This is a genomic window from Pseudomonas sp. SWI36 (genome assembly GCF_002948105.1).
Classification (GTDB): Bacteria; Pseudomonadota; Gammaproteobacteria; order Pseudomonadales; family Pseudomonadaceae; genus Aquipseudomonas; species Aquipseudomonas alloputida.
In genome coordinates this window covers 1,223,203-1,243,386 of sequence record NZ_CP026675.1, presented here as the reverse complement: position 1 = coordinate 1,243,386, position 20,184 = coordinate 1,223,203, and the positions used below count along the sequence as shown (strand labels likewise).

The 20,184-nt window shown below is 63.4% G+C and carries 16 protein-coding genes; 11 read left to right on the top strand and 5 right to left on the bottom strand.

The genetic code is table 11. The features are described 5' to 3' along the window. Window positions 1-142: 142 nt before the first annotated feature. The 4 genes from C4Q27_RS06105 to gap form a co-directional block, all read right to left on the bottom strand. Window positions 143-2,731, bottom strand: coding sequence for a TonB-dependent receptor (locus tag C4Q27_RS06105; RefSeq protein WP_104886631.1), 2,589 nt, complete (start codon window positions 2,729-2,731; stop codon window positions 143-145). A 126-nt stretch (window positions 2,732-2,857) separates the two neighbouring features. Then, window positions 2,858-3,820, bottom strand: coding sequence for a FecR domain-containing protein (locus C4Q27_RS06100; protein WP_041166852.1), 963 nt, complete (start codon window positions 3,818-3,820; stop codon window positions 2,858-2,860). A gap of 89 nt (window positions 3,821-3,909) precedes the next feature. Further along, window positions 3,910-4,422 (bottom strand): RNA polymerase sigma factor, encoded by a 513-nt coding sequence (locus tag C4Q27_RS06095; protein ID WP_064493362.1) that lies wholly within the window; start codon window positions 4,420-4,422, stop codon window positions 3,910-3,912. 255 nt (window positions 4,423-4,677) lie between these two features. After that, complete coding sequence (gap, locus tag C4Q27_RS06085; protein ID WP_014589858.1) at window positions 4,678-5,679, bottom strand: type I glyceraldehyde-3-phosphate dehydrogenase; 1,002 nt, start codon at window positions 5,677-5,679, stop codon at window positions 4,678-4,680. Window positions 5,680-5,943: 264 nt separating this feature from the next. Between gap and edd the strand changes: the two genes are divergently transcribed. The 11 genes from edd to C4Q27_RS06025 all read left to right on the top strand — a co-directional run bounded on the left by edd (window position 5,944) and on the right by C4Q27_RS06025 (window position 19,231). After that, entirely contained in the window at window positions 5,944-7,770 is a 1,827-nt protein-coding gene (edd, locus tag C4Q27_RS06080) for a phosphogluconate dehydratase (RefSeq protein WP_104886629.1), read from the top strand. After that, the gene (locus tag C4Q27_RS06075) at window positions 7,767-8,726 is read left to right on the top strand and encodes a glucokinase (RefSeq protein ID WP_104886628.1); all 960 of its coding nucleotides are present in this window, start codon (window positions 7,767-7,769) and stop codon (window positions 8,724-8,726) included. Before edd ends, C4Q27_RS06075 begins: the two co-directional genes overlap by 4 nt. Before the next feature lie 80 nt (window positions 8,727-8,806). Next, window positions 8,807-9,532 (top strand): two-component system response regulator GltR, encoded by a 726-nt coding sequence (gltR, locus tag C4Q27_RS06070; RefSeq protein ID WP_014589861.1) that lies wholly within the window; start codon window positions 8,807-8,809, stop codon window positions 9,530-9,532. Beyond that, on the top strand, window positions 9,513-10,967 hold the full coding sequence (locus C4Q27_RS06065) for an ATP-binding protein (protein ID WP_010952195.1): 1,455 nt from the start codon (window positions 9,513-9,515) through the stop codon (window positions 10,965-10,967). The genes gltR and C4Q27_RS06065 overlap by 20 nt, the downstream gene beginning before the upstream one ends. Before the next feature lie 228 nt (window positions 10,968-11,195). Further along, window positions 11,196-12,446: an AGE family epimerase/isomerase gene (locus C4Q27_RS06055; RefSeq protein WP_104886626.1), complete on the top strand. Its 1,251-nt coding sequence runs from the start codon at window positions 11,196-11,198 to the stop codon at window positions 12,444-12,446. 104 nt (window positions 12,447-12,550) lie between these two features. Continuing rightward, a complete protein-coding gene (locus C4Q27_RS06050; RefSeq protein WP_064493191.1) occupies window positions 12,551-13,837 on the top strand; it encodes an ABC transporter substrate-binding protein in 1,287 nt (428 codons plus the stop codon). 133 nt (window positions 13,838-13,970) lie between these two features. Continuing rightward, complete coding sequence (locus tag C4Q27_RS06045; RefSeq protein WP_003255050.1) at window positions 13,971-14,879, top strand: carbohydrate ABC transporter permease; 909 nt, start codon at window positions 13,971-13,973, stop codon at window positions 14,877-14,879. Further along, window positions 14,872-15,717, top strand: a complete 846-nt coding sequence (locus C4Q27_RS06040; RefSeq protein WP_010952198.1) for a carbohydrate ABC transporter permease — start codon at window positions 14,872-14,874, stop codon at window positions 15,715-15,717. The genes C4Q27_RS06045 and C4Q27_RS06040 overlap by 8 nt, the downstream gene beginning before the upstream one ends. A 3-nt stretch (window positions 15,718-15,720) precedes the next feature. Further along, on the top strand, window positions 15,721-16,875 hold the full coding sequence (locus tag C4Q27_RS06035; RefSeq protein ID WP_064493192.1) for an ABC transporter ATP-binding protein: 1,155 nt from the start codon (window positions 15,721-15,723) through the stop codon (window positions 16,873-16,875). Between the two features lie 40 nt (window positions 16,876-16,915). Next, window positions 16,916-18,259: a carbohydrate porin gene (locus C4Q27_RS06030; RefSeq protein ID WP_064493193.1), complete on the top strand. Its 1,344-nt coding sequence runs from the start codon at window positions 16,916-16,918 to the stop codon at window positions 18,257-18,259. Between the two features lie 117 nt (window positions 18,260-18,376). Continuing rightward, the gene (locus C4Q27_RS06025; protein ID WP_003255044.1) at window positions 18,377-19,231 is read left to right on the top strand and encodes a D-hexose-6-phosphate mutarotase; all 855 of its coding nucleotides are present in this window, start codon (window positions 18,377-18,379) and stop codon (window positions 19,229-19,231) included. Here C4Q27_RS06025 and hexR read toward each other — a convergent pair. Continuing rightward, on the bottom strand, window positions 19,224-20,087 hold the full coding sequence (gene hexR / locus C4Q27_RS06020; RefSeq protein ID WP_198748214.1) for a DNA-binding transcriptional regulator HexR: 864 nt from the start codon (window positions 20,085-20,087) through the stop codon (window positions 19,224-19,226). The two genes, C4Q27_RS06025 and hexR, sit on opposite strands and share 8 nt — an antisense overlap. Between the last annotated feature and the right edge of the window lie 97 nt (window positions 20,088-20,184).

Here is a 20,184-nt window from a genome sequence, read left to right as displayed (position 1 = left end):
TAAAAAAAGCCGGTATTTGTGTTGCCAGTACCGGCCTCTTCGCGGGTAAACCCGCTCCTGCAGGAACATCACAGGTCCAAGACCTGTGTTGAACCTGTGGGCGCGGGCGTGCCCGCAAAGAGGCCGGTACAGACGTAACGCCTCAGATATCCCAAACCACATTGATACCGAAGTTGCGCCCCGGCATGGTCAGGCGGTCGATGTTGGCCGGCTGGGTCACAGCCGCCTCACCCTGGCCGTCGTAGCTGCGCACCGAATCCCACTGCCAGTACTTCTTGTCGGTAAGGTTGTACAGCCCGGCGTTGATGGTGACGTCGTCGGTGACCTTGTAGTAGCCGGTCAGGTCCAGCACACCGTAGCCCGGGGTGCGGAACTTCGAGGTAGAACCGTCAGGCGAATAAAAGGTGCTGTCGTCGACGCGGGTCTTGCGTTTGACCAGCGTCCAGCTCAGCAAGCCACCGTAGTTCTGCTGCTCGTAGCCCAGGCCGAATACGCCCTTGAGCGGGTTGACACTGTTCAGCGGTTGACCGGTGTCATCGTTACGACCATAGGTGTAGGCAATCGAGGTTTGGGTATAGAGGCCCTGCGGTGCGCCGAAGTGGTCGAGGTTCAGGCGGCCCTTGAATTCGGCACCCTTGATGGTGGCGTGCTTGATGTTGTTGGCCTGGAAGGTCTGTTCCAGGTTGGCGCTTTGCACGGCATCTTCGTCGATGAAATCACGGTACTTGTTGTAGAACACTGCCACGTCGAAGTTGCCGGCGTCGAAGTTGCCACGCAGGCCGGTTTCGTAGCTTTTGCTCTTTTCAGGCTCAAGGTTCGGGTTGCCCTCCACGCGGTAGCCTTGGTCCAGGTTCTGGAAGCGGCCATACATGGCTTTGGCGGTCGGCGTGCGGAAGCCCTCTGCATACTGGCCGTACCAGGTGTAATTGTCGTTGAAGGCGTAGGTCAGGCCGAACTTGGGCGAGACGCGGTGCCACTTCTTGTCCGAATCGTCCTGGGAGGTAGGCGTCGTACCGCTGGACTCCAGACCACGCAGGAATTCCTCCGTGAATTTGGGTTCCATGCGGGTGTAGTCGTAGCGCGCGCCGGGCATGAAGGTCCAGTTGTTCCAGCGGATTTCATCCTGCGCGAACAGGCTGTAGGTATTCACGGTCGGGTCCGGGAAGTCGCTGACCAGAACCTGGCCGTCTGCCGGGCGTTCGGCGCCGGCGGCGGAACAACCAGATCCTACGGTCAAGCAGGTACCGGTACCGCTGCGCGAACCGGTGACCTTTTCGTGCTTGAGTGTTGTGCCGTAGGTCAGCAGGTGGTCGGTGGCGCCGATGCTGAAGGCCTTGTCCAGCTGGGCGTCGAACACCCACTGGCGGTCCTTGTAGGTGGTATCGCGGGTGCGCAGCACCTGGCGGCCAGGCGGCACGTAAACTTCCTCGGTGTGCTGGTCGGTCTTGGCAATCTGGTAGTTCAGGCTCCACTTGACGTGGTCGGCGACCAGCGAGTCCAGGCCGAACTCATGGTTAACGCCGAAGCGCTCGCGGGTGATGGTGTCGTTGCCATTACGCGCCTTGTAGTAGCCCATGCCACCAAAGCCGGGAATGAACGGCCCACCCACCGCGCTGAGGATGTTCTGGTCGCGGTCATCCTTGTAGCGCTCGTAGGTGAACCCCAGGCGTGCGTCGTCGGCGTAGTTCCAGCCCAGCTTGGCCAGCACGTTGGTGGTGCGCGCATCCATCGGGTTGGCTTCGGTGCGCGACAGGCCGTCGCCACTGTGGCTGCCGTGGGTTTCGGTCTCGTGGCCGTTGCGCTGGCTCAGGTGCAGCAGGCCGTCGAAGTCACCCTGGCGGCCAGCGACGGTGGCGGAGGTCAGCCAGCTTTCGTCGGCCGAGCTGTAGCCGCTTTTCAGGCGTGCCCCCACATCTTTACCGGGCTTGATGATGTCGTCCGGGTCGAGGGTGAAGTAGCTCACCGCACCGCCGATGGCGTTGCTGCCATACAACACCGAGGCCGGGCCGCGGAGGATTTCCACACGCTTGACGATTTCCGGGTCGACATAGTTGCGCTGGGTCTGGGCGTAGGGGCCGTAGAAGAAGCTGTCGGGGATCGACACGCCGTCGACTTGGGTGAGGATCCGCTCGCCGTCGATACCACGGATGTTGTAGCCGTTCAGCCCGCTGCGTTGGCCGGTTCCGGATACCGACACTCCCGGCTCGTAGCGCACCAGATCCTGGATATTGTTCACGTTCTGCCGGTCCAGTTGCTCACGGGTCTGCACGCTGACAGTGCTCGGCACCTGGCTGACGTCCTGTGCGCTGCGGGTGGCGCTGACGGTCACCTGCTGCAGCGCGATCACGTTGCTTGCGGTTTGGCGCTCCAGGACCACATTGCCGTTGCTGATCTTGCGAAAACTCAGCCCGGTACCCCGCAACAGGCGCTTGAGGGCAGCATCTGGCGGCAGCGAACCTTGTACGCCTGGCGAAGCCACGCCGTCGGCCAGCTCGGCGCTGAAGCCGACCTGCCAGCCGGTGACCTGGCTGAAGGCGTTGATCGCCGACACCAGCGGCTGCTGGCCGATGCTGAAGCGGTAGTCGCCCATGCGCGGGCTGCTGGCCTGGGCCGGCTCGGCGGCCAGCGCCGGCAGGCTGCAGGCGCCGCTGGCGAGCAGGGCAAGGGTCAACAGGGACAGTTGTCCTGTACGGCGGGGAAGGTTGGACGAGCGGGTAGGACCAGTGGACATCGGAAGCGCTCCCAGACGCGCGGGCTGTTATAGGTGATGGCTGTTCTCGTTCTCAAACAAGAATCAGTTGCATTGGCTATAACGAGACGGGCGGGCGAGTGCGATCGCGTAAAAATAATTCAGGGGTCAGTTCAGGATGACCAGCGCCGGGTACTCATGCAGTTGTGCCGAGGTGATGTGGGCCAGTGCGCGCAGGGTTTCCAGTGGCTGGTCGAGGCGGTAGTTACCGGTGACGGCAACGTGCTCCAACTGCGCATTGCGGTTGATGATCCAGCCCGGGTAGTAGCGCTGCACTTCGGCCAGCACCTGGCTCAACGGGCAGTTCTCGAACACCAGGCGGCCGTCGATCCAGGCCAGGTCCTTGTGCATGTCGGGGCGCTGGCGCTGGCCAAAGCCCTGGGGGCCGACGCTGATGCTGTCGCCGGCACTCAGGCGGATGCGCTGGTCGCGCTCCCCCTGCAGGTCGACATCGCCGCGTTGCACCCGTACCTGGGCCTCGCCGTCAAGGTAGCGCACGGCAAAGTCGGTGTCGCGCACCTGTGCGCGCAACGGCCCGGCTTCCACCTCCAGCGGCAGCTGCGCGCCCTCGGGGACCTGGAAGTAAGCCTCGCCCTGTAGCAGGCGGGCGACCTGGCGGCCGTCCTGGCGTTCGCTGGCGAATGCCGAATTGGTGTTGAGCAGCACTTTTGCGCCGTCTTCCAGTTGCAGGCGCTGGCGCTCGCCGACCACCGTAAGGTGGTCGGCCTGCAGGCGCATGGGCAGGTTACCGACGGTGAACAGCCCGACCAGCAGCAGCGCTGCGGTGGCCAGGGGTTTCCAGTGACTGCGCAGGCGCCCGCGCCATGAGCGGCGTTGCTGCTGGTGCATGTGCGTGGCCACCTTGTGCAACGGCGTACCGTTCCACAGCGCCTCCGCTTCGACATAGGCCTCGGCGTTTTCCGGCGCGGCGCTCAGCCAGGCTTCAAAGGCCTGGGTGTCTGCGGCATCTGCGCATTGCAGGCGCACCAGCCAGTCCAGCGCCTCGTCCATGGCACGAGCACGGGCATCAGGCCTGGCAGGTGACGGGCGAGGGGCAGGGCTGTCGGTCACGGTGAATCCTTGAATGGTTTTTTTGCGAATGATCAAGGCTAAGGCGGGGTGTGGCAAGGGCTTTGCGTTGCCGTTCGCCTGGGGTCAGCTTACTTGAGTCGTTCGGCAACACCCATGCAGATTGCCATGATCAGTTTCAGTTCCTTTTGTACCGTGCTGGGCGAAACACTCAGTTGTTCGGCGATTTCCATATAGGTGGCGCCATGCAGGCGGCTGAGGATGAAAATGCGTTGTTGGCGTTCGCTCAGTTGATTGAGGCTGACGCTGAGGTGCTTGAGCAACTGCTCGGCGTGGGCGGCATCCTCGCTGCTGGTGGCGGGCGCGGCGACACTGTGCAGCACTTCGTCGGGCACGTCGTCGACCAGCATGCGTGCCTGCACCCGGCGTGCACGCAGGTGGTCCAGCGCCAGGTTGCGCGCGGTCTGAAACACGAACGGCTCGATGTGCTCGATGGGCCGCTCGCCCAGCGCGCGGGACACCCGCAGGTAGGTTTCCTGCAGCAGGTCTTCGGCCGTGCTGGGGTTACCGACCATGCGCTGCAGGGTACGCAGCAGGGTGAGGCGCTGAACGAGGAAGACGGAATTGAACCGGGACTGACTCACGGGGGACCTGGCCGACGAAAGGTTAATGATAATGCTTATCATCCGTGCGGCAGGTCAAGTGTGGAATTATCAGGAAAAGGTAAAGATTGTAGTCGCTGGATGTCGTTTGCTTTTTTTTGGAGCAACTGTCTTGCTCAATTTCCAAAAGCTGGCGCGATCCCTGTGGGAGCGGGCTTGCCCGCGAACACGGGCGAAGCCCGTGCCATCCACCACGGTGTTGGCTTCGCGGGCAAGCCCGCTCCCACACGGGTCGCGTCAGCCAGCCCGGTGCAGCGCCAGGCAGTTGTCCAGCATCCGGTTGCTGAACCCCCACTCGTTGTCATACCAGGCCAGCACCTTGAGCATCCGCCCGTTGGCCCGGGTATGGTTGGCATCGAAGATCGACGACAGCGGGTTGTGGTTGAAATCGCAGGAAACCAATGGCAGGGCGTTGTAGCCCAATACCTTGGAATGCTTGCTGGCCTCGAGGAACAGCTGGTTGACTTGCTCGGCCGTGGCCTCGCGCTTGAGGTTGACGGTGAGGTCCACCAACGACACGTTGATGACGGGCACCCGCACCGCCATGCCGGTCAGCTTGCCGGCCAGCTCCGGCAGCACCAGGCCCACGGCCTCGGCGGCACCGGTCTTGCTCGGGATCATCGACTGGGTGGCTGAACGCGCGCGGTACGGGTCGCTGTGGTAAACGTCAGTCAGCACCTGGTCGTTGGTGTAGGCGTGGATGGTGGTCATCAGGCCTTGCTCGATGCCGAACTCCCGGTGCAGCACCTGGGCGATCGGCGCCAGGCAGTTGGTGGTGCAGGAGGCATTGGAAATGACCTGGTGCGAGGCCCGCAGAATGTCGTGGTTGACCCCGTATACCACGGTGGCATCGGCACCCTTGGCCGGTGCAGAGACAATCACCTTGCCCGCCCCGGCGGCCAGGTGCGCAGCGGCTTTGGCGCGGTCGGTGAACAGCCCGGTGCACTCGAACACCACGTCGATCGCCTCGGCCTTCCAGGGCAGTTCGGCCGGATTGCGAATGGCACTGACCGCGATACGGTCCCCGTTGACCGTCAGGCTTTCGTGGTCGGCCTCGACGGTCGCGTCGAAGGTGCCGTGGACACTGTCGTACTTGAGCAGGTGGGCATTCATGGTGCTGTCGCCCAGGTCGTTGATGGCGACGACCTGCAGGTCCTGGCGGTAGCCTTGGGTATACAGTGCGCGCAGGACATTGCGCCCGATTCGGCCGAATCCATTGATGGCGATGCGAAGGGTCATGGCAGTACCTCTGGCAGTTCGAGTGAAACCTGTGGCACAAAGGAGCTTCACTGAAACGGTTTTGTTGTTGGAATTACAAGATTATTCACTGGCTGATAGAAAACAAGCCTTTTTAGTGGCAGTATTTTGTTTAAATATACAACGAGTGGTTGGGCGTCGTGCCTCCACCGATGCAGCGGGCTCCTAACCATGAGCCTAGGCCGCAATCGTTTGGAGGGGAAATGCCCGGTAAACCGCCCTTACAATTAGCCTGGAGTCCAGTACATGCATCCGCGCATCCTTGAGGTCACCCAGCGGCTGGTCGAACGCAGCCGCGCCACCCGCGAACGCTACCTGCAACTGATTCGCGGCGCGGCCAGTGAAGGCCCCATGCGTGCCAGCCTGCAGTGCGCCAACTTCGCCCACGGCGTGGCCGGTTGCGGCAGCGAAGACAAGCAGACTCTGCGCCTGATGAACGCGGCCAACGTGGCCATCGTCTCGGCCTACAACGACATGTTGTCTGCCCACCAGCCTTACTTGCACTTCCCCGAGCAGATCAAGCAGGCCCTGCGCGAGGTCGGCTCGGTCGGCCAGTTCGCCGGTGGCGTGCCGGCCATGTGCGACGGGGTGACCCAGGGCGAGCCGGGCATGGAGCTGGCGATCGCCAGCCGTGAAGTGATCGCGATGTCCACGGCGGTAGCGCTGTCGCACAACATGTTCGACGCGGCACTCATGCTGGGCATCTGCGACAAGATCGTCCCCGGTCTGATGATGGGCGCGTTGCGCTTCGGCCACCTGCCCATCATCTTCGTCCCGGGTGGGCCAATGGTTTCCGGCATCTCCAACAAGCAGAAGGCCGATGTGCGCCAGCGCTATGCCGAAGGCAAGGCCAGCCGCGAAGAGCTGTTGGAGTCCGAGATGAATTCCTACCACAGCCCCGGCACCTGCACCTTCTACGGCACCGCCAACACCAACCAGTTGGTGATGGAAGTGATGGGGCTGCACCTGCCGGGCGCCTCGTTCGTCAACCCGTACACGCCGCTGCGTGACGCACTCACCGCCGAGGCTGCGCAGCAGGTGACGCGCATGACCAAGGCCAGTGGCAGCTTCATGCCGCTGGGCGAAATCGTCGACGAGAAGGCGCTGGTCAACTCCATCGTCGCGCTGCACGCTACCGGCGGCTCGACCAACCACACCCTGCACATCCCGGCGATCGCCCAGGCTGCGGGTATCCAGCTGACCTGGCAGGACATGGCCGACCTTTCCGAAGTGGTGCCGACCCTGTCGCACGTCTACCCCAACGGCAAGGCCGACATCAACCACTTCCAGGCTGCCGGCGGCATGGCCTTCCTGATTCGTGAACTGCTCGACGCCGGCCTGCTGCACGAAGATGTCAACACCGTGGCCGGCCATGGCCTGCGCCGCTACACCCAGGAACCCTTCCTCGACAATGGCAAGCTGGTGTGGCGCGAAGGGCCGCAACACAGCCTGGACGAAAGCATCCTGCGCCCGGTGTCGCGACCATTCTCGGCCGAAGGCGGCCTGCGGGTGATGGAAGGCAACCTGGGCCGTGGCGTGATGAAAGTGTCTGCCGTTGCCCCCGAGCACCAAGTGGTCGAGGCCCCGGCGCGGGTGTTCCAGGACCAGCAGTCGCTGGCCGACGCGTTCAAGGCCGGTGAGCTGGAACGTGACTTTGTCGCGGTGGTGCGCTTCCAGGGCCCGCGCTGCAATGGCATGCCGGAACTGCACAAGCTCACCCCGTTCCTCGGTGTATTGCAGGACCGTGGCTACAAGGTTGCGTTGGTCACCGACGGGCGCATGTCCGGTGCCTCGGGCAAGATCCCGGCGGCCATCCACGTTTGCCCGGAGGCTTACGACGGCGGCCCGCTGGCGCGGGTGCGCGATGGTGATATCGTGCGGGTCGACGGAGTCGAAGGCACGTTGCGGATCATGGTGTCGGCCGAAGAACTGGCCAGCCGTGAGCTGCCGCCGGCACCCCAGGGCAACGACCTGGGTTGTGGGCGCGAGCTGTTCGGCTTCATGCGCATGGCGTTCAGCCCGGCAGAGCAGGGCGCCAGTGCCTTTACCTCGGCCCTGGAGCACCTCAAATGAAGCACCTGCTGGTTGGTGATATTGGCGGCACCAATGCCCGTTTTGCGTTGTGGCGTGACAACCAGCTGCATGAAGTAAATGTTTTCGCCACCGCGGACTACACCAACCCCGAGCAGGCCATCGAGGCCTACCTGGAAAGCCAAGGTATCGCCCGCGGTGGCCTGGCGGCGGTGTGCCTGGCGGTGGCCGGCCCGGTCGATGGCGATGAATTCCGCTTCACCAACAACCACTGGCGCCTGAGCCGCACGGCATTTTGCAAGACCTTGCAGGTCGAGCGACTGTTGCTGATCAATGATTTCACCGCGATGGCGCTGGGCATGACGCGTCTGCGCGAAGGCGAGTTCCGCGAGGTGTGCCCCGGCCAGGCCGACCCCTCGAGGCCGGCATTGGTGATCGGGCCAGGTACTGGCCTGGGTGTGGGCTCGTTGCTGCGTCTGGGCGAACAGCACTGGAAGGCCCTGCCGGGTGAAGGCGGACATGTTGACCTGCCGGTAGGCAATACTCGCGAAGCGGCAATCCACCAGCAGATCCACAGTCAGATCGGCCATGTCAGCGCCGAGGCCGTGCTCAGTGGGGGTGGCCTGGTGCGGCTGTACCAGGCGATCTGTGCGCTGGACGGCGACACGCCCAGGCACAAGACCCCGGCGCATATCACCGATGCCGCACTGGGCGGTGAGCCACGGGCGCTGGCGGTGGTCGAGCAGTTCTGTCGTTTCCTTGGGCGAGTGGCGGGTAACAATGTGCTGACGCTGGGCGCGCGAGGCGGGGTCTATATTGTGGGCGGTGTGATTCCGCGCTTTGCCGAGCTGTTCCTGCGTAGCGGGTTTGCCGCGAGTTTTGCCGACAAGGGGTGTATGAGTGGCTATTTCACCGGGGTGCCGGTGTGGCTGGTGACGGCGGAGTTTTCCGGGTTGGAGGGAGCAGGGGTAGCGTTGCAGCAGGCGTTGGATCACTGAGGGGGGGGCGCTTTGCGGCCCCGATGGCAATACCCGACAGCAGGCAAAAAGACCTGTAATCAACAAGAGGAAGGACCACCTTGAGCACTGCCGGCAAATCGATCCTGATGGTCGACGACGACCAGGAAATCCGTGAACTGCTGCAAACCTACCTGAGCCGATCCGGCTTCCAGGTGCATGCCGAGGCTGACGGCAAGGGCTTTCGCCACGCGCTGGAAACCACGCCCTGCGACCTGGTCATCCTTGACGTCATGTTGCCCGACGAAGACGGCTTCAGCTTGTGCCGCTGGGTACGCCAGCACCCTCGCCAGGCGCGCGTACCTATCATCATGCTCACCGCCAGTTCGGACGAGGCCGACCGGGTCATCGGCCTGGAGCTGGGCGCTGACGACTATCTGGGCAAGCCGTTCAGCCCCCGCGAACTGCAAGCGCGAATCAAGGCTTTGTTGCGCCGCACCGAGTTCGGCCAGACGGCACCGGGCAGCGCCGTGCTGGCCTTCGACGACTGGCGCCTGGACACGGTCAGCCACCGCCTGTTCCACCGTGATGGAGAGGAGGTGATCCTCTCCGGCGCCGACTTTGCCCTGCTCAAACTGTTCCTCGATCACCCGCAGCAAATCCTCGACCGCGACACCATCGGCAACGCCACCCGTGGCCGCGAACCGATGCCGTTGGACCGGATCGTCGACATGGCGGTCAGCCGTCTGCGCCAGCGCCTGCGCGATACCGACAAACCTCCCCGGCTGATCCGCACCGTGCGAGGCAGTGGCTACTTGTTGGCGGCGCATGTCTGCTGTGCGCCCTGAGCGGCGCTGGCGCCTGCTGCCGCGCTCCTTGCTGGGGCGCATGCTGCTGCTGACCCTGCTGGTTGTCCTGCTGGCCCAGGGGTTGTCCAGCATCATCTGGGTGTCCCAGCTTCGCGCCAGCCAGCTTCAGGGGCTGCGTGCCAGCGCCAGCAGCCTGGCCCATTCCATGAGTGCCAGCGTCAGTTACTTCCGCTCGCTGCCGGTGGCCTACCGGCCGCTGGTGCTCGACCAATTGCGCAGCATGGGCGGCACGCGTTTCTTCGTGTCGCTCAACGCCACGCCGCTGGACATGCAGGCACTGCCCGTCACCCCTCGCAAGCAGGCGGTGATCGATGTGTTCCAGCAGGTGCTGCACGAGCGCCTGGGTTCACAGATGGAAATTTCCGTGGAGTTTGTTGGGCCTGACGACCTGCGCATCTTCAACAGCGGCCTCAAACTCGACGAACTGCCGCGCTCATGGGCCCATTATTCGCTGACCCTGGAACCGCTGAAACCCCCGGTACTGGTCACGCAGATCCGCTTGGGCGAGGGCGAATGGTTGTACATCGCCTCGCTGTTGCCCGAACCGTACACGGGGCTGGAAGCCGAACGCCTGCCGCGCCAGCAGATCGGCTTCATCGTGCTGACCACGGCCTTGCTGTTGCTGTTCATCGGCTTGCTGGTGCACTGGCAAAGCTGGCCACTGAAGCGCCTGGCGCGGGCCGCCCGAGAGATGTCGCTGGGTGCCGATGTGGCGCCAGTGGCTGAAGCTGGCGGCAGTGAAGTGGTCGAGGTGAGTCGGGCATTCAACAGCATGCGCGAGCGTATCAGCCGTTACCTGACTGAACGCAGCCAGCTGTTCAGCGCCATTTCCCACGACCTGCGCACGCCGATCACGCGCCTGCGCCTGCGCGTCGAACTGCTGGAGGACGAGCGCCTGCAGGCCAAGTTCAGCCAGGACCTGGACGAGCTGGAGTTGCTGGTCAAAGGCGCCTTGCAGTGCGTAAAGGACACCGACATCCACGAAAACATCGAGCCGGTCGACCTTAACCAGGTGCTGGAGATTCTGGCCGAGCCTTACCTGGGCGATGGTCGCATCACCGTCGAGGGCCAGGCGCTGGCGCCATACCCGGGCAAGCCGCTGGCGTTGCGTCGCTGCATCGGCAACCTGATCGATAACGCCATCAAATACGGCGAGCGGGCGCGGCTACGTATCATCGACGGGGCAGAGGGCTTTGTGCTGCAGGTGGATGACCAGGGGCCCGGGGTGCCGCAACAGCAGCTGGAACAGGTGTTCGAGCCGCATTTCCGTCTGGCCGGGCAGCAGCAGGGCTATGGGCTGGGGTTGGGCATTGCGCGCAACATCGCCCATAGCCATGGGGGCGAGGTGAGCTTGCTGAACCTGCGTGAGGGCGGGCTGCGGGTGACCCTGTATCTGCCGCGGGGTATGGATTGAATTTTTGGGGTGCCAGTGCGGGCCTCTTCGCGGGCAAGCCCGCTCCCACAGGTACAGCGTAAACTTGGAAGGCTGTGCGGTCTTTGTGGGAGCGGGCGCGCCCGCGAAGAGGCCAATACAGGCAGGCGAAATGTCACTGCCCAGTGACAATCCCGTCGTCCTTCGTGACATCCGCCATGACCCTGCTGGCTAGAATTCGCAAACGACTGGCAAGGATCAAGCTGGCCCATGATTTCCCTCAACCTGTCCGCTCACAGCTGGCTCAATGCCCCGGCCCACACCGCCTGGCGCCTGGCCGAAGCACAGCGCCTGCTGGCCTTTGCCAAGGCCGCGAAACTACCCGACGGTTTCGGTAACCTGGATGCCAATGGGCAACTCGCCCCCGGTGCCCGTGCTGAAACCATCAACACCGCCCGCATGACCCATTGCTTTGCCTTGGCCCACCTGCAGGGCATCCCCGGTAGCCTGGCCTATGCCGAGCACGGTGTGGCAGCGCTGCGCGGTGCCATGCAGGATGCCACCCACGGCGGTTGGTTCGCCCATCCTGGCGGCCACGACGATAGCGGCAAGGCGGCGTACCTGCATGCCTTCGTCGCGCTGGCCGCCAGCTCGGCGGTGGTGGCCGGCGCTGTCGACGCCAATACGCTATTGGCAGACGCAATCCAGGTGATCGAAGCGCATTTCTGGAGCGAAGACGAAGGTGCTCTGCGGGAAACCTTCTCCCGCGCCTGGCAGCTTCCCGAGCAGTACCGGGGCGCCAACAGCAACATGCACGCGACCGAGGCCTTCCTGGCGTTGGCAGACGTCACCGGCAACGGCCTGTGGCTGCAACGTGCCTTGCGTATCGCCGAACGCATCATCCATACCCATGCCGCCGCCAACGGCTATCGGGTGATCGAACATTTCGATGTCCATTGGCAGCCGCTGCCGGATTACAACCTCGAACATCCCGCCGACCCCTTCCGGCCTTATGGCACTACACCCGGGCATGCCCTGGAGTGGGCGCGGTTGCTGTTGCACCTGGAAGCCAGCCTTGAACGGGCCGGCCTGTACGCCCCGCAATGGCTGCCGGACAGTGCCCGCGCATTGTTCGACACAGCCTGCCAACAGGCCTGGAACGTCGATGGCGAACCGGGTTTCGTCTATACGCTGGACTGGGCTGATCGCCCGGTGGTGCATGCACGATTGCACTGGGTGCACGCTGAGGCTTGCGCGGCTGCGGCAGCCCTGTTGCAACGCACCGGCGAGGCGCATTACGAACAGTGGTACCGCTGCTGCTGGGGCTTTATCGCCAACCATTTCATCGACCCCATTGGCGGCAGCTGGCACCACGAACTCGATGCGCACAACCAGCCGGCCGGGTCCCTCTGGCCGGGCAAGCCCGACCTCTATCACGCCTACCAGGCGCTGCTGCTGCCAGGTTTGCCCCTGGCACCCAGCCTGGCCAGCAACCTGGCCGGCAATGTAACCAAACGATGACATTCACGCATCGCTTCGTTACCTGACGAGGCGGGCACGCTGTTTAGACTTCATGCTACGCAAGCGATCGACTTGCACGGCATAACAACAAGAAAGGTGCTTCGATGAATTCCACGCTCCGTCTCGCTGCCGCAATTTCCTTTGCCTCGTTAATCCCCTTGGGTGCCCAGGCTGCTGACGCCAAAGGCAGTGTCGAAGTGGTGCACTGGTGGACCTCCGGTGGTGAAAAAGCGGCGGTCGATGTGCTCAAGGCCCAGGTCGAAAAAGACGGCTTCATCTGGAAGGACGGCGCCGTCGCCGGCGGCGGTGGTGCAACGGCCATGACCGTGCTCAAAAGCCGCGCAGTGGCCGGCAACCCGCCGGGCGTCGCGCAGATCAAAGGCCCGGACATCCAGGACTGGGCGGCCACCGGCCTGCTCGACGCCGATGTGCTCAAGGATGTGGCCAAGGAAGAAAAGTGGGACTCGCTGCTCGACAAGAAAGTGGCCGACACCGTGAAGTACGACGGTGACTACGTTGCCGTACCAGTGAATATCCACCGTATCAACTGGCTGTGGATCAACCCCGAGGTGTTCAAAAAAGCCGGCATCGACAAGGCGCCCACCACCCTCGACGAATTCTATGCCGCCGCCGACAAGCTCAAGGCTGCCGGTTTCATCCCGCTCGCCCATGGTGGGCAACCCTGGCAGGACAGCACCGTGTTCGAAAGCGTGGTGCTGTCGGTGATGGGCGTCGATGGCTACAAGAAGGCCTTGGTCGACCTCGACAGCGCAACGCTGACCGGACCGCAGATGGTCAAGGCGCTGACCGAGCTGAAGAAGGTCGCCACCTACATGGACCCGGACGGCAAGGGCCAGGACTGGAACCTGGAAGCCGCCAAGGTCATCAACGGCAAGGCCGGCATGCAGATCATGGGCGACTGGGCCAAGAGCGAATGGACCCTGGCGAAGAAAACTGCCGGCAAGGATTACCAGTGCGTGCCGTTCCCCGGTACTGACAAGTCCTTCCTGTACAACATCGACTCGTTGGTGGTGTTCAAGCAGAACAACGCTGGCACCTCTGCTGGTCAGCAGGACATCGCCCGCAAGGTGTTGGGTGAGGACTTCCAGAAGGTCTTCAGCATCAACAAGGGTTCGATCCCGGTACGCAACGACATGCTTGCCGACATGGGCAAGTATGGTTTCGATGCCTGTGCTCAAACCTCCGCCAAGGACTTCCTGGCCGACGCCAAAACGGGCGGCCTGCAACCGAGCATGGCGCACAACATGGCCACCACGCTGGCCGTGCAGGGCGCGTTCTTCGATGTGGTGACCAACTACATCAACGACCCCAAGGCCGACCCGGCCGATGCGGCGAAGAAGCTGGCGGCGGCTATCAAGGCTGCCCAGTAACGGCTGTTCGCGGGCACGCCCGCTCCCAGATGGGCCCTGCTCACCACTGTTCCTGGTCATGACGCCGGACCTGTGGGAGCGGGCTTGCCCGCGAAGCGGTGCGTAGCACCGCCACTACCTCGGGATCCAATACATGACCACGACCACCGCCCAACTGCGGGCCTCACCCCTGGACGCGCTTCAGCGCTGGCTGCCCAAGCTGGTGCTGGCACCCAGCATGTTCATCGTCCTGGTGGGCTTCTACGGCTACATCCTCTGGACCTTCGTGCTGTCCTTCACCACCTCGACCTTTCTGCCCACCTACAAGTGGGCGGGCCTTGCGCAATACGCCCGTCTGTTCGACAACGACCGCTGGTGGGTGGCGAGCAAGAACCTGCTTCTGTTCGGCGGCCTGTTCATCGCCATCAGCCTGGCCATCGGTGTGTTGCTGGCGGTGCTGCTGGACCAGCGCATCCGTCGCGAGGGCTTCATTCGCACCATTTACCTGTACCCCATGGCGTTGTCGATGATCGTCACCGGCACGGCCTGGAAGTGGCTGCTCAACCCGGGCATGGGCCTGGACAAGCTGCTGCGTGACTGGGGCTGGGAGGGCTTTCGCCTGGACTGGCTGATCGATCCCGACCGGGTGGTGTATTGCCTGGTGATCGCGGCCGTGTGGCAGGCTTCGGGCTTCATCATGGCCATGTTCCTTGCCGGCTTGCGTGGCGTCGACCCGTCGATCATCCGCGCTGCGCAGATGGATGGCGCCAGCCTGCCGCGCATCTACTGGACCGTGGTGCTGCCCAGCCTGCGCCCGGTGTTCTTCAGCGCGCTGATGATCCTTTCGCACATTGCCATCAAGAGCTTCGACCTGGTGGCGGCAATGACGGCCGGCGGCCCGGGTTACTCCTCCGACTTGCCGGCAATGTTCATGTACTCGTTCACCTTCAGCCGCGGCCAGATGGGCATGGGCTCGGCCAGCGCCATCCTGATGCTCGGGGCGATCCTGGCGATCCTCGTGCCTTACCTGTACTCGGAGCTGCGGAGCAAACGCCATGCATAGTCCTGTCGACAAGCCGGTGCTCAGCCTCAGCCGTATGGCCATCCATGCCGTGTTGCTGATCGCCGTGCTGCTGTATCTGGTACCGCTGGTGGTGATGCTGCTGACCAGCTTCAAGACCCCCGAAGACATCACCACCGGCAACCTGCTGAGCTGGCCTGCAGTGATTACCGGCATAGGCTGGGTCAAGGCCTGGGGAGCGGTCAGCGGTTACTTCTGGAACTCGATTATGATCACCGTGCCCGCGGTGCTGATCTCCACCGCGATTGGTGCACTGAACGGCTACGTGCTGTCGATGTGGCGCTTCCGAGGTTCGCAACTGTTCTTCGGCCTGCTGCTGTTCGGCTGTTTCCTGCCGTTCCAGACCGTGCTGCTGCCGGCCTCGTTCACCCTCGGCAAGCTTGGCCTGGCCAGTACCACTGGTGGCCTGGTGCTGGTGCATGTGGTCTACGGCCTGGCCTTCACCACGCTGTTCTTCCGCAACTTCTACGTGAGCATCCCCGACGCGCTGGTCAAGGCCGCACGGTTGGACGGTGCCGGGTTCTTCACCATCTTCCGCCGCATCATCCTGCCGATGTCCACGCCGATCATCATGGTCTGCCTGATCTGGCAGTTCACCCAGATCTGGAACGACTTCCTGTTCGGCGTGGTGTTCTCCAGCGGCGATTCGCAACCGATTACCGTCGCCCTGAACAATCTGGTCAATACCAGCACCGGGGCCAAGGAATACAACGTCGACATGGCGGCAGCGATGATCGCTGGCCTGCCAACCCTGCTGGTCTACGTGGTGGCAGGCAAATATTTCGTGCGCGGGCTGACGGCCGGCGCGGTCAAGGGGTAAGCCATGGCAACGCTCGAACTTCGCAATGTGAACAAGACCTACGGCAGCGGCCTGCCGGATACCCTCAAGGACATCCAGCTGTCGATCAAGGACGGCGAGTTCCTGATCCTGGTGGGCCCGTCGGGCTGCGGCAAGTCGACCCTGATGAACTGTATCGCCGGCCTGGAGCAGATCACCGGCGGCGCCATCCTCATCGACGAGCAGGACGTCAGTGGCATGAGCCCCAAGGACCGCGATATCGCCATGGTGTTCCAGTCCTATGCGCTGTACCCCACCATGAGCGTGCGCGAGAACATCGAGTTCGGACTGAAGATCCGCAAGCTGCCCCAGGCCGCCATCGACGAGGAAGTGGCGCGGGTGGCCAAGTTGCTGCAGATCGAACACTTGCTGGCGCGCAAGCCGGCGCAGCTGTCCGGTGGCCAACAGCAGCGCGTGGCCATGGGCCGGGCATTGGCGCGGCGACCCAAGATCTACCTGTTCGATGAACCCCTGTCCAACCTCGATGCCAAGCTGCGGGTCGAAATGCGCACCGAAATGAAGTTGATGCACCAGCGCCTGAAGACCACCACGGTGTACGTCACCCATGACCAGATCGAGGCCATGACCCTGGGCGACAAGGTGGCGGTGATGAAGGACGGCATCATCCAGCAGTTCGGCACCCCGCAGCAGATCTACAACGACCCGGCCAACCAGTTCGTGGCCAGCTTCATCGGTTCGCCGCCAATGAACTTCATTCCGGTGCGTCTGGCCAGGCAGGATGGCCGCTTGCTGGCGCTGCTCGACAGCGGCCAGGCGCGCTGCGAACTGCCCTTGGGGGAGGCTGCTGACGCGCTTGAGGGGCGCGAGATCATCCTCGGCATCCGCCCTGAGCAGATCGCCCTGGGCGCTGCTGACGGCAATGGTTTGCCGGCTATCCGCGCCGAGGTGCAGGTCACAGAGCCCACCGGGCCGGACCTGCTGGTGTTCGTCACGCTCAACCAGACCAAGGTGTGCTGCCGCCTGGCGCCAGATGTGGCGTGCCGGGTGGGTGACACCCTCAACCTGCAATTCGACCCGGCCCGGGTGCTGCTGTTCGACGCTGCCAATGGCGAGCGCGTGCACCTGGCCAGCACTGGCGCAACCGCAAAGGACAACGTGGCTCACTTCAAAGGCCGTTGACTCGTCTACACCATCAATAAGAAAAAGAGGACGCAAAGGGATGGAACAGCGCAAACGCATCAAGACACTGGGATCGCTGGCCTTGCTTGCACTTGTAGGCAGCAGCGGTACACAGGCTGCCGAGGCTTTTTCCAGCGAATCCAAATGGATGACCGGCGACTGGGGCGGCACCCGGACCGAGCTGCTGGACAAGGGCTATGACTTCACCCTCGATTATGTGGGTGAGGTGGCTGGCAACCTGCATGGCGGCTACAACGACGACAAGACGGCACGCTACAGCGACCAGTTCGCCCTCGGCGCGCATCTGGACTTGCAGAAGATACTGGGTTGGCATGATGCCGAGTTCAAGCTGGCGATCACCGAGCGAAGCGGTCGCAACCTGTCCAACGACCGCATCAGCGACCCGCGCGCCGGGCAGTTCAGCTCGGTGCAGGAGGTGTGGGGCCGTGGCCAGACCTGGCGCCTGACCCAGATGTGGATCAAGCAGAAGTACTTCGACGGCGCGCTGGACGTGAAATTTGGCCGTTTTGGCGAGGGCGAGGACTTCAACAGCTTCCCTTGCGACTTCCAGAACCTGGCCTTCTGCGGCTCGCAGGTGGGCAACTGGGTGGGCGGCATCTGGTACAACTGGCCGGTCAGCCAGTGGGCGCTGCGGGTGAAGTACAACATCACCCCAGCGTTCTTCGTGCAGGTCGGGGCCTTCGAGCAGAACCCTTCCAACCTGGAAACCGGCAACGGCTTCAAGCTGAGCGGTAGCGGTACCAAGGGGGCGATCTTGCCGGTGGAAGCGGTGTGGTCGCCCAAGGTCAATGGTCTGCCGGGCGAGTACCGCCTGGGTTACTACTACAGCACGGCCAAGGCTGACGATGTGTACGACGACGTCAACGGCAACCCGCAGGGGCTGACCGGTGAGGCCTTCAAATCGCATTCCAGCAAGCACGGATGGTGGGTGGTGGCGCAGCAGCAGGTCACTGCCCATGGCGGCGACGTCAACCGGGGCCTCAGCCTGTTCGCCAACTTCACCGTGCACGACAAGGCCACCAACGTGGTCGACAACTACCAGCAGGTGGGGCTGGTCTACAAAGGCGCTTTCGACGCCCGGCCCAAGGATGACATCGGCTTCGGTGTGGCGCGTATTCATGTGAATGACGACGTGAAGAAGCGCGCCGAACTGCTCAACGCACAGAGCGGCATCAACGATTACGACAACCCTGGTTTCGTACCGCTGCAGCGTACCGAATACAACGCAGAGCTCTACTACGGCTTCCACGTTACCAACTGGCTGACCGTGAGGCCCAACCTGCAGTACATCAAGAGCCCTGGCGGGGTGGACGAGGTGGATAACGCGCTGGTCGCTGGCTTGAAGATTCAGTCGTCATTCTGAGGCAACTTGTTGTAAATTTACGCCAATCCATTTTCGGTTCCCGGCACCCACTGGTCTGCAGTGGGTGTTGGGGATAGGCCGAGACAGCGCTATCTCAAACAACAAGAGCTCTGAACCATGCCCGAACATCCGCTCCATCGCTTCTTCTCCTCGCAGCGGCCCCGGCCGACATTCGAGTGGGAGCGTTATCAGCAGCGCGATGTCCTGATCATCGACCACCCCCGTTGCCAGGCGGTGTTCAGCCGCCAGGGCGCGCAGTTGCTGCACTTTCAACCAGCGGGTGAACGGCCGTGGCTGTGGTGCGCCGAACAGTGGCCGCAGGTGGGGGCGATCCGCGGTGGTGTGCCGGTGTGCTGGCCCTGGTATGGCCGTCATCCCAGCGAAGACCTGTGGCCGGCCCACGGTTGGGCGCGGTTGCTGGACTGGAAGCTGGTGGACAGCCGTGAGGACGAGGAGGGCGTGACCCTGAAATGGCGGCTGGACCTGTGCGACTGGCAGGTCGACCTGCATGCCCGGCTGGGTAGCCGCATGGAGCTGAGCCTGAGCACCGAACATCAGGACAGCGAACCCTGCCAGTTGAGCCATGCGCTGCTGGCGTACTGGCGCATCAGTGACGTGTCCGAGATAGCGCTGTCTGGTCTGGAAGACATCGAGGGCTACGACCGCCTCAACCGCCAGGCTTGCCGTGAAGATGGCGCGCTGAAGCTCAAGGGCGGCTGCCAGAAGGTCTACCCCGGTACGCCACGGGTGCAATTGCAGGACCCGGCCTGGCAGCGCGAGCTGTGCATCGACACCGGTGACAGCGACGACACCGTGGTCTGGCACCCTGGCAATCGCCCGCTGATGGGGGTGACTGGCCGCGAGTCGCAGCGTTTTGTCTGCGTCGAGGCGACCAGCGGCAGTGGCGAAGGCCTGAGCCTGGCACCTGGGCAGCGTGCGCACCTGCGTTTGCAGGCGCACCGGCTCAGTTGAGGTCGTCGTCCTCGATCGGGTAACGGCTGGCGTTGAGGCTTTCCTTGATCTTGCGCAGGTGAGGCTGGAAGTCCACGCCGCGGCGCAAGGTCATGCCGGTGGCCAGTACATCGAGCACGGTCAGCTGGATGATCCGCGAGGTCATTGGCATGTAGATGTCGGTATCTTCCGGCAGCGGAATGTGCAGGCTCAGGCTGCAGGCATTGGCCAGTGGCGAGCCTGCGGCGGTGAGGCCCAGCACCGAAGCGCCGTTTTCACGTGCCAGGCGCGCCACGTCGACCAGTTCGCGGGTGCGCCCGGTGTAGGAAATGATCACGAACAGATCACCGGTGTGGGCGACCGAGGCCAGCATGCGCTGCATCAGCACATCGGCGTGGGCCGACACGGCCAGGTTGAAGCGGAAGAACTTGTGCTGCGCATCCAGGGCCACCGGGGCCGAGGCGCCGAGGCCGAAGAAGTGGATCTGCCGGGCCTGGATCATCATGTCCACGGCGCGGCTGACCTGCTGCGGGTCCAGTTGCTGGCAGGCGCTGTCAAGCGAGGCGATGGCGCTGGCGAAGATCTTCTGGGTGTAGGCGGCCGGGTCATCGTCGGCCTCTACCGCGCGGCTGACATAGGCGGCACCACTGGCCAGGCTCTGCGCCAGTTGCAGCTTGAGCTCGGGGTAGCCGCTGACGCCGAACGAGCGGCAGAAGCGGTTGACGGTCGGTTCGCTGACCTTGGCCGCCTGGGCCAGCGCAGCGATGCTGAAACGGGTGGCTTGTTGCGGGTTGAGCAGGATGACTTCGGCGACTTTGCGTTCGGCCTTGTTCAGCTCGTCGAGGCGGCCCTGGATCTGTTCCAGGAGGTTTCGCACGCGGTCCATGGGTGTGTCCTTGGGTCGGGAAGACAGCCGGCTGTGTGAGCAGCAGGCTTTTTGCACGGTCGTCTATCGTACTGTCGGTGCGGTTGGC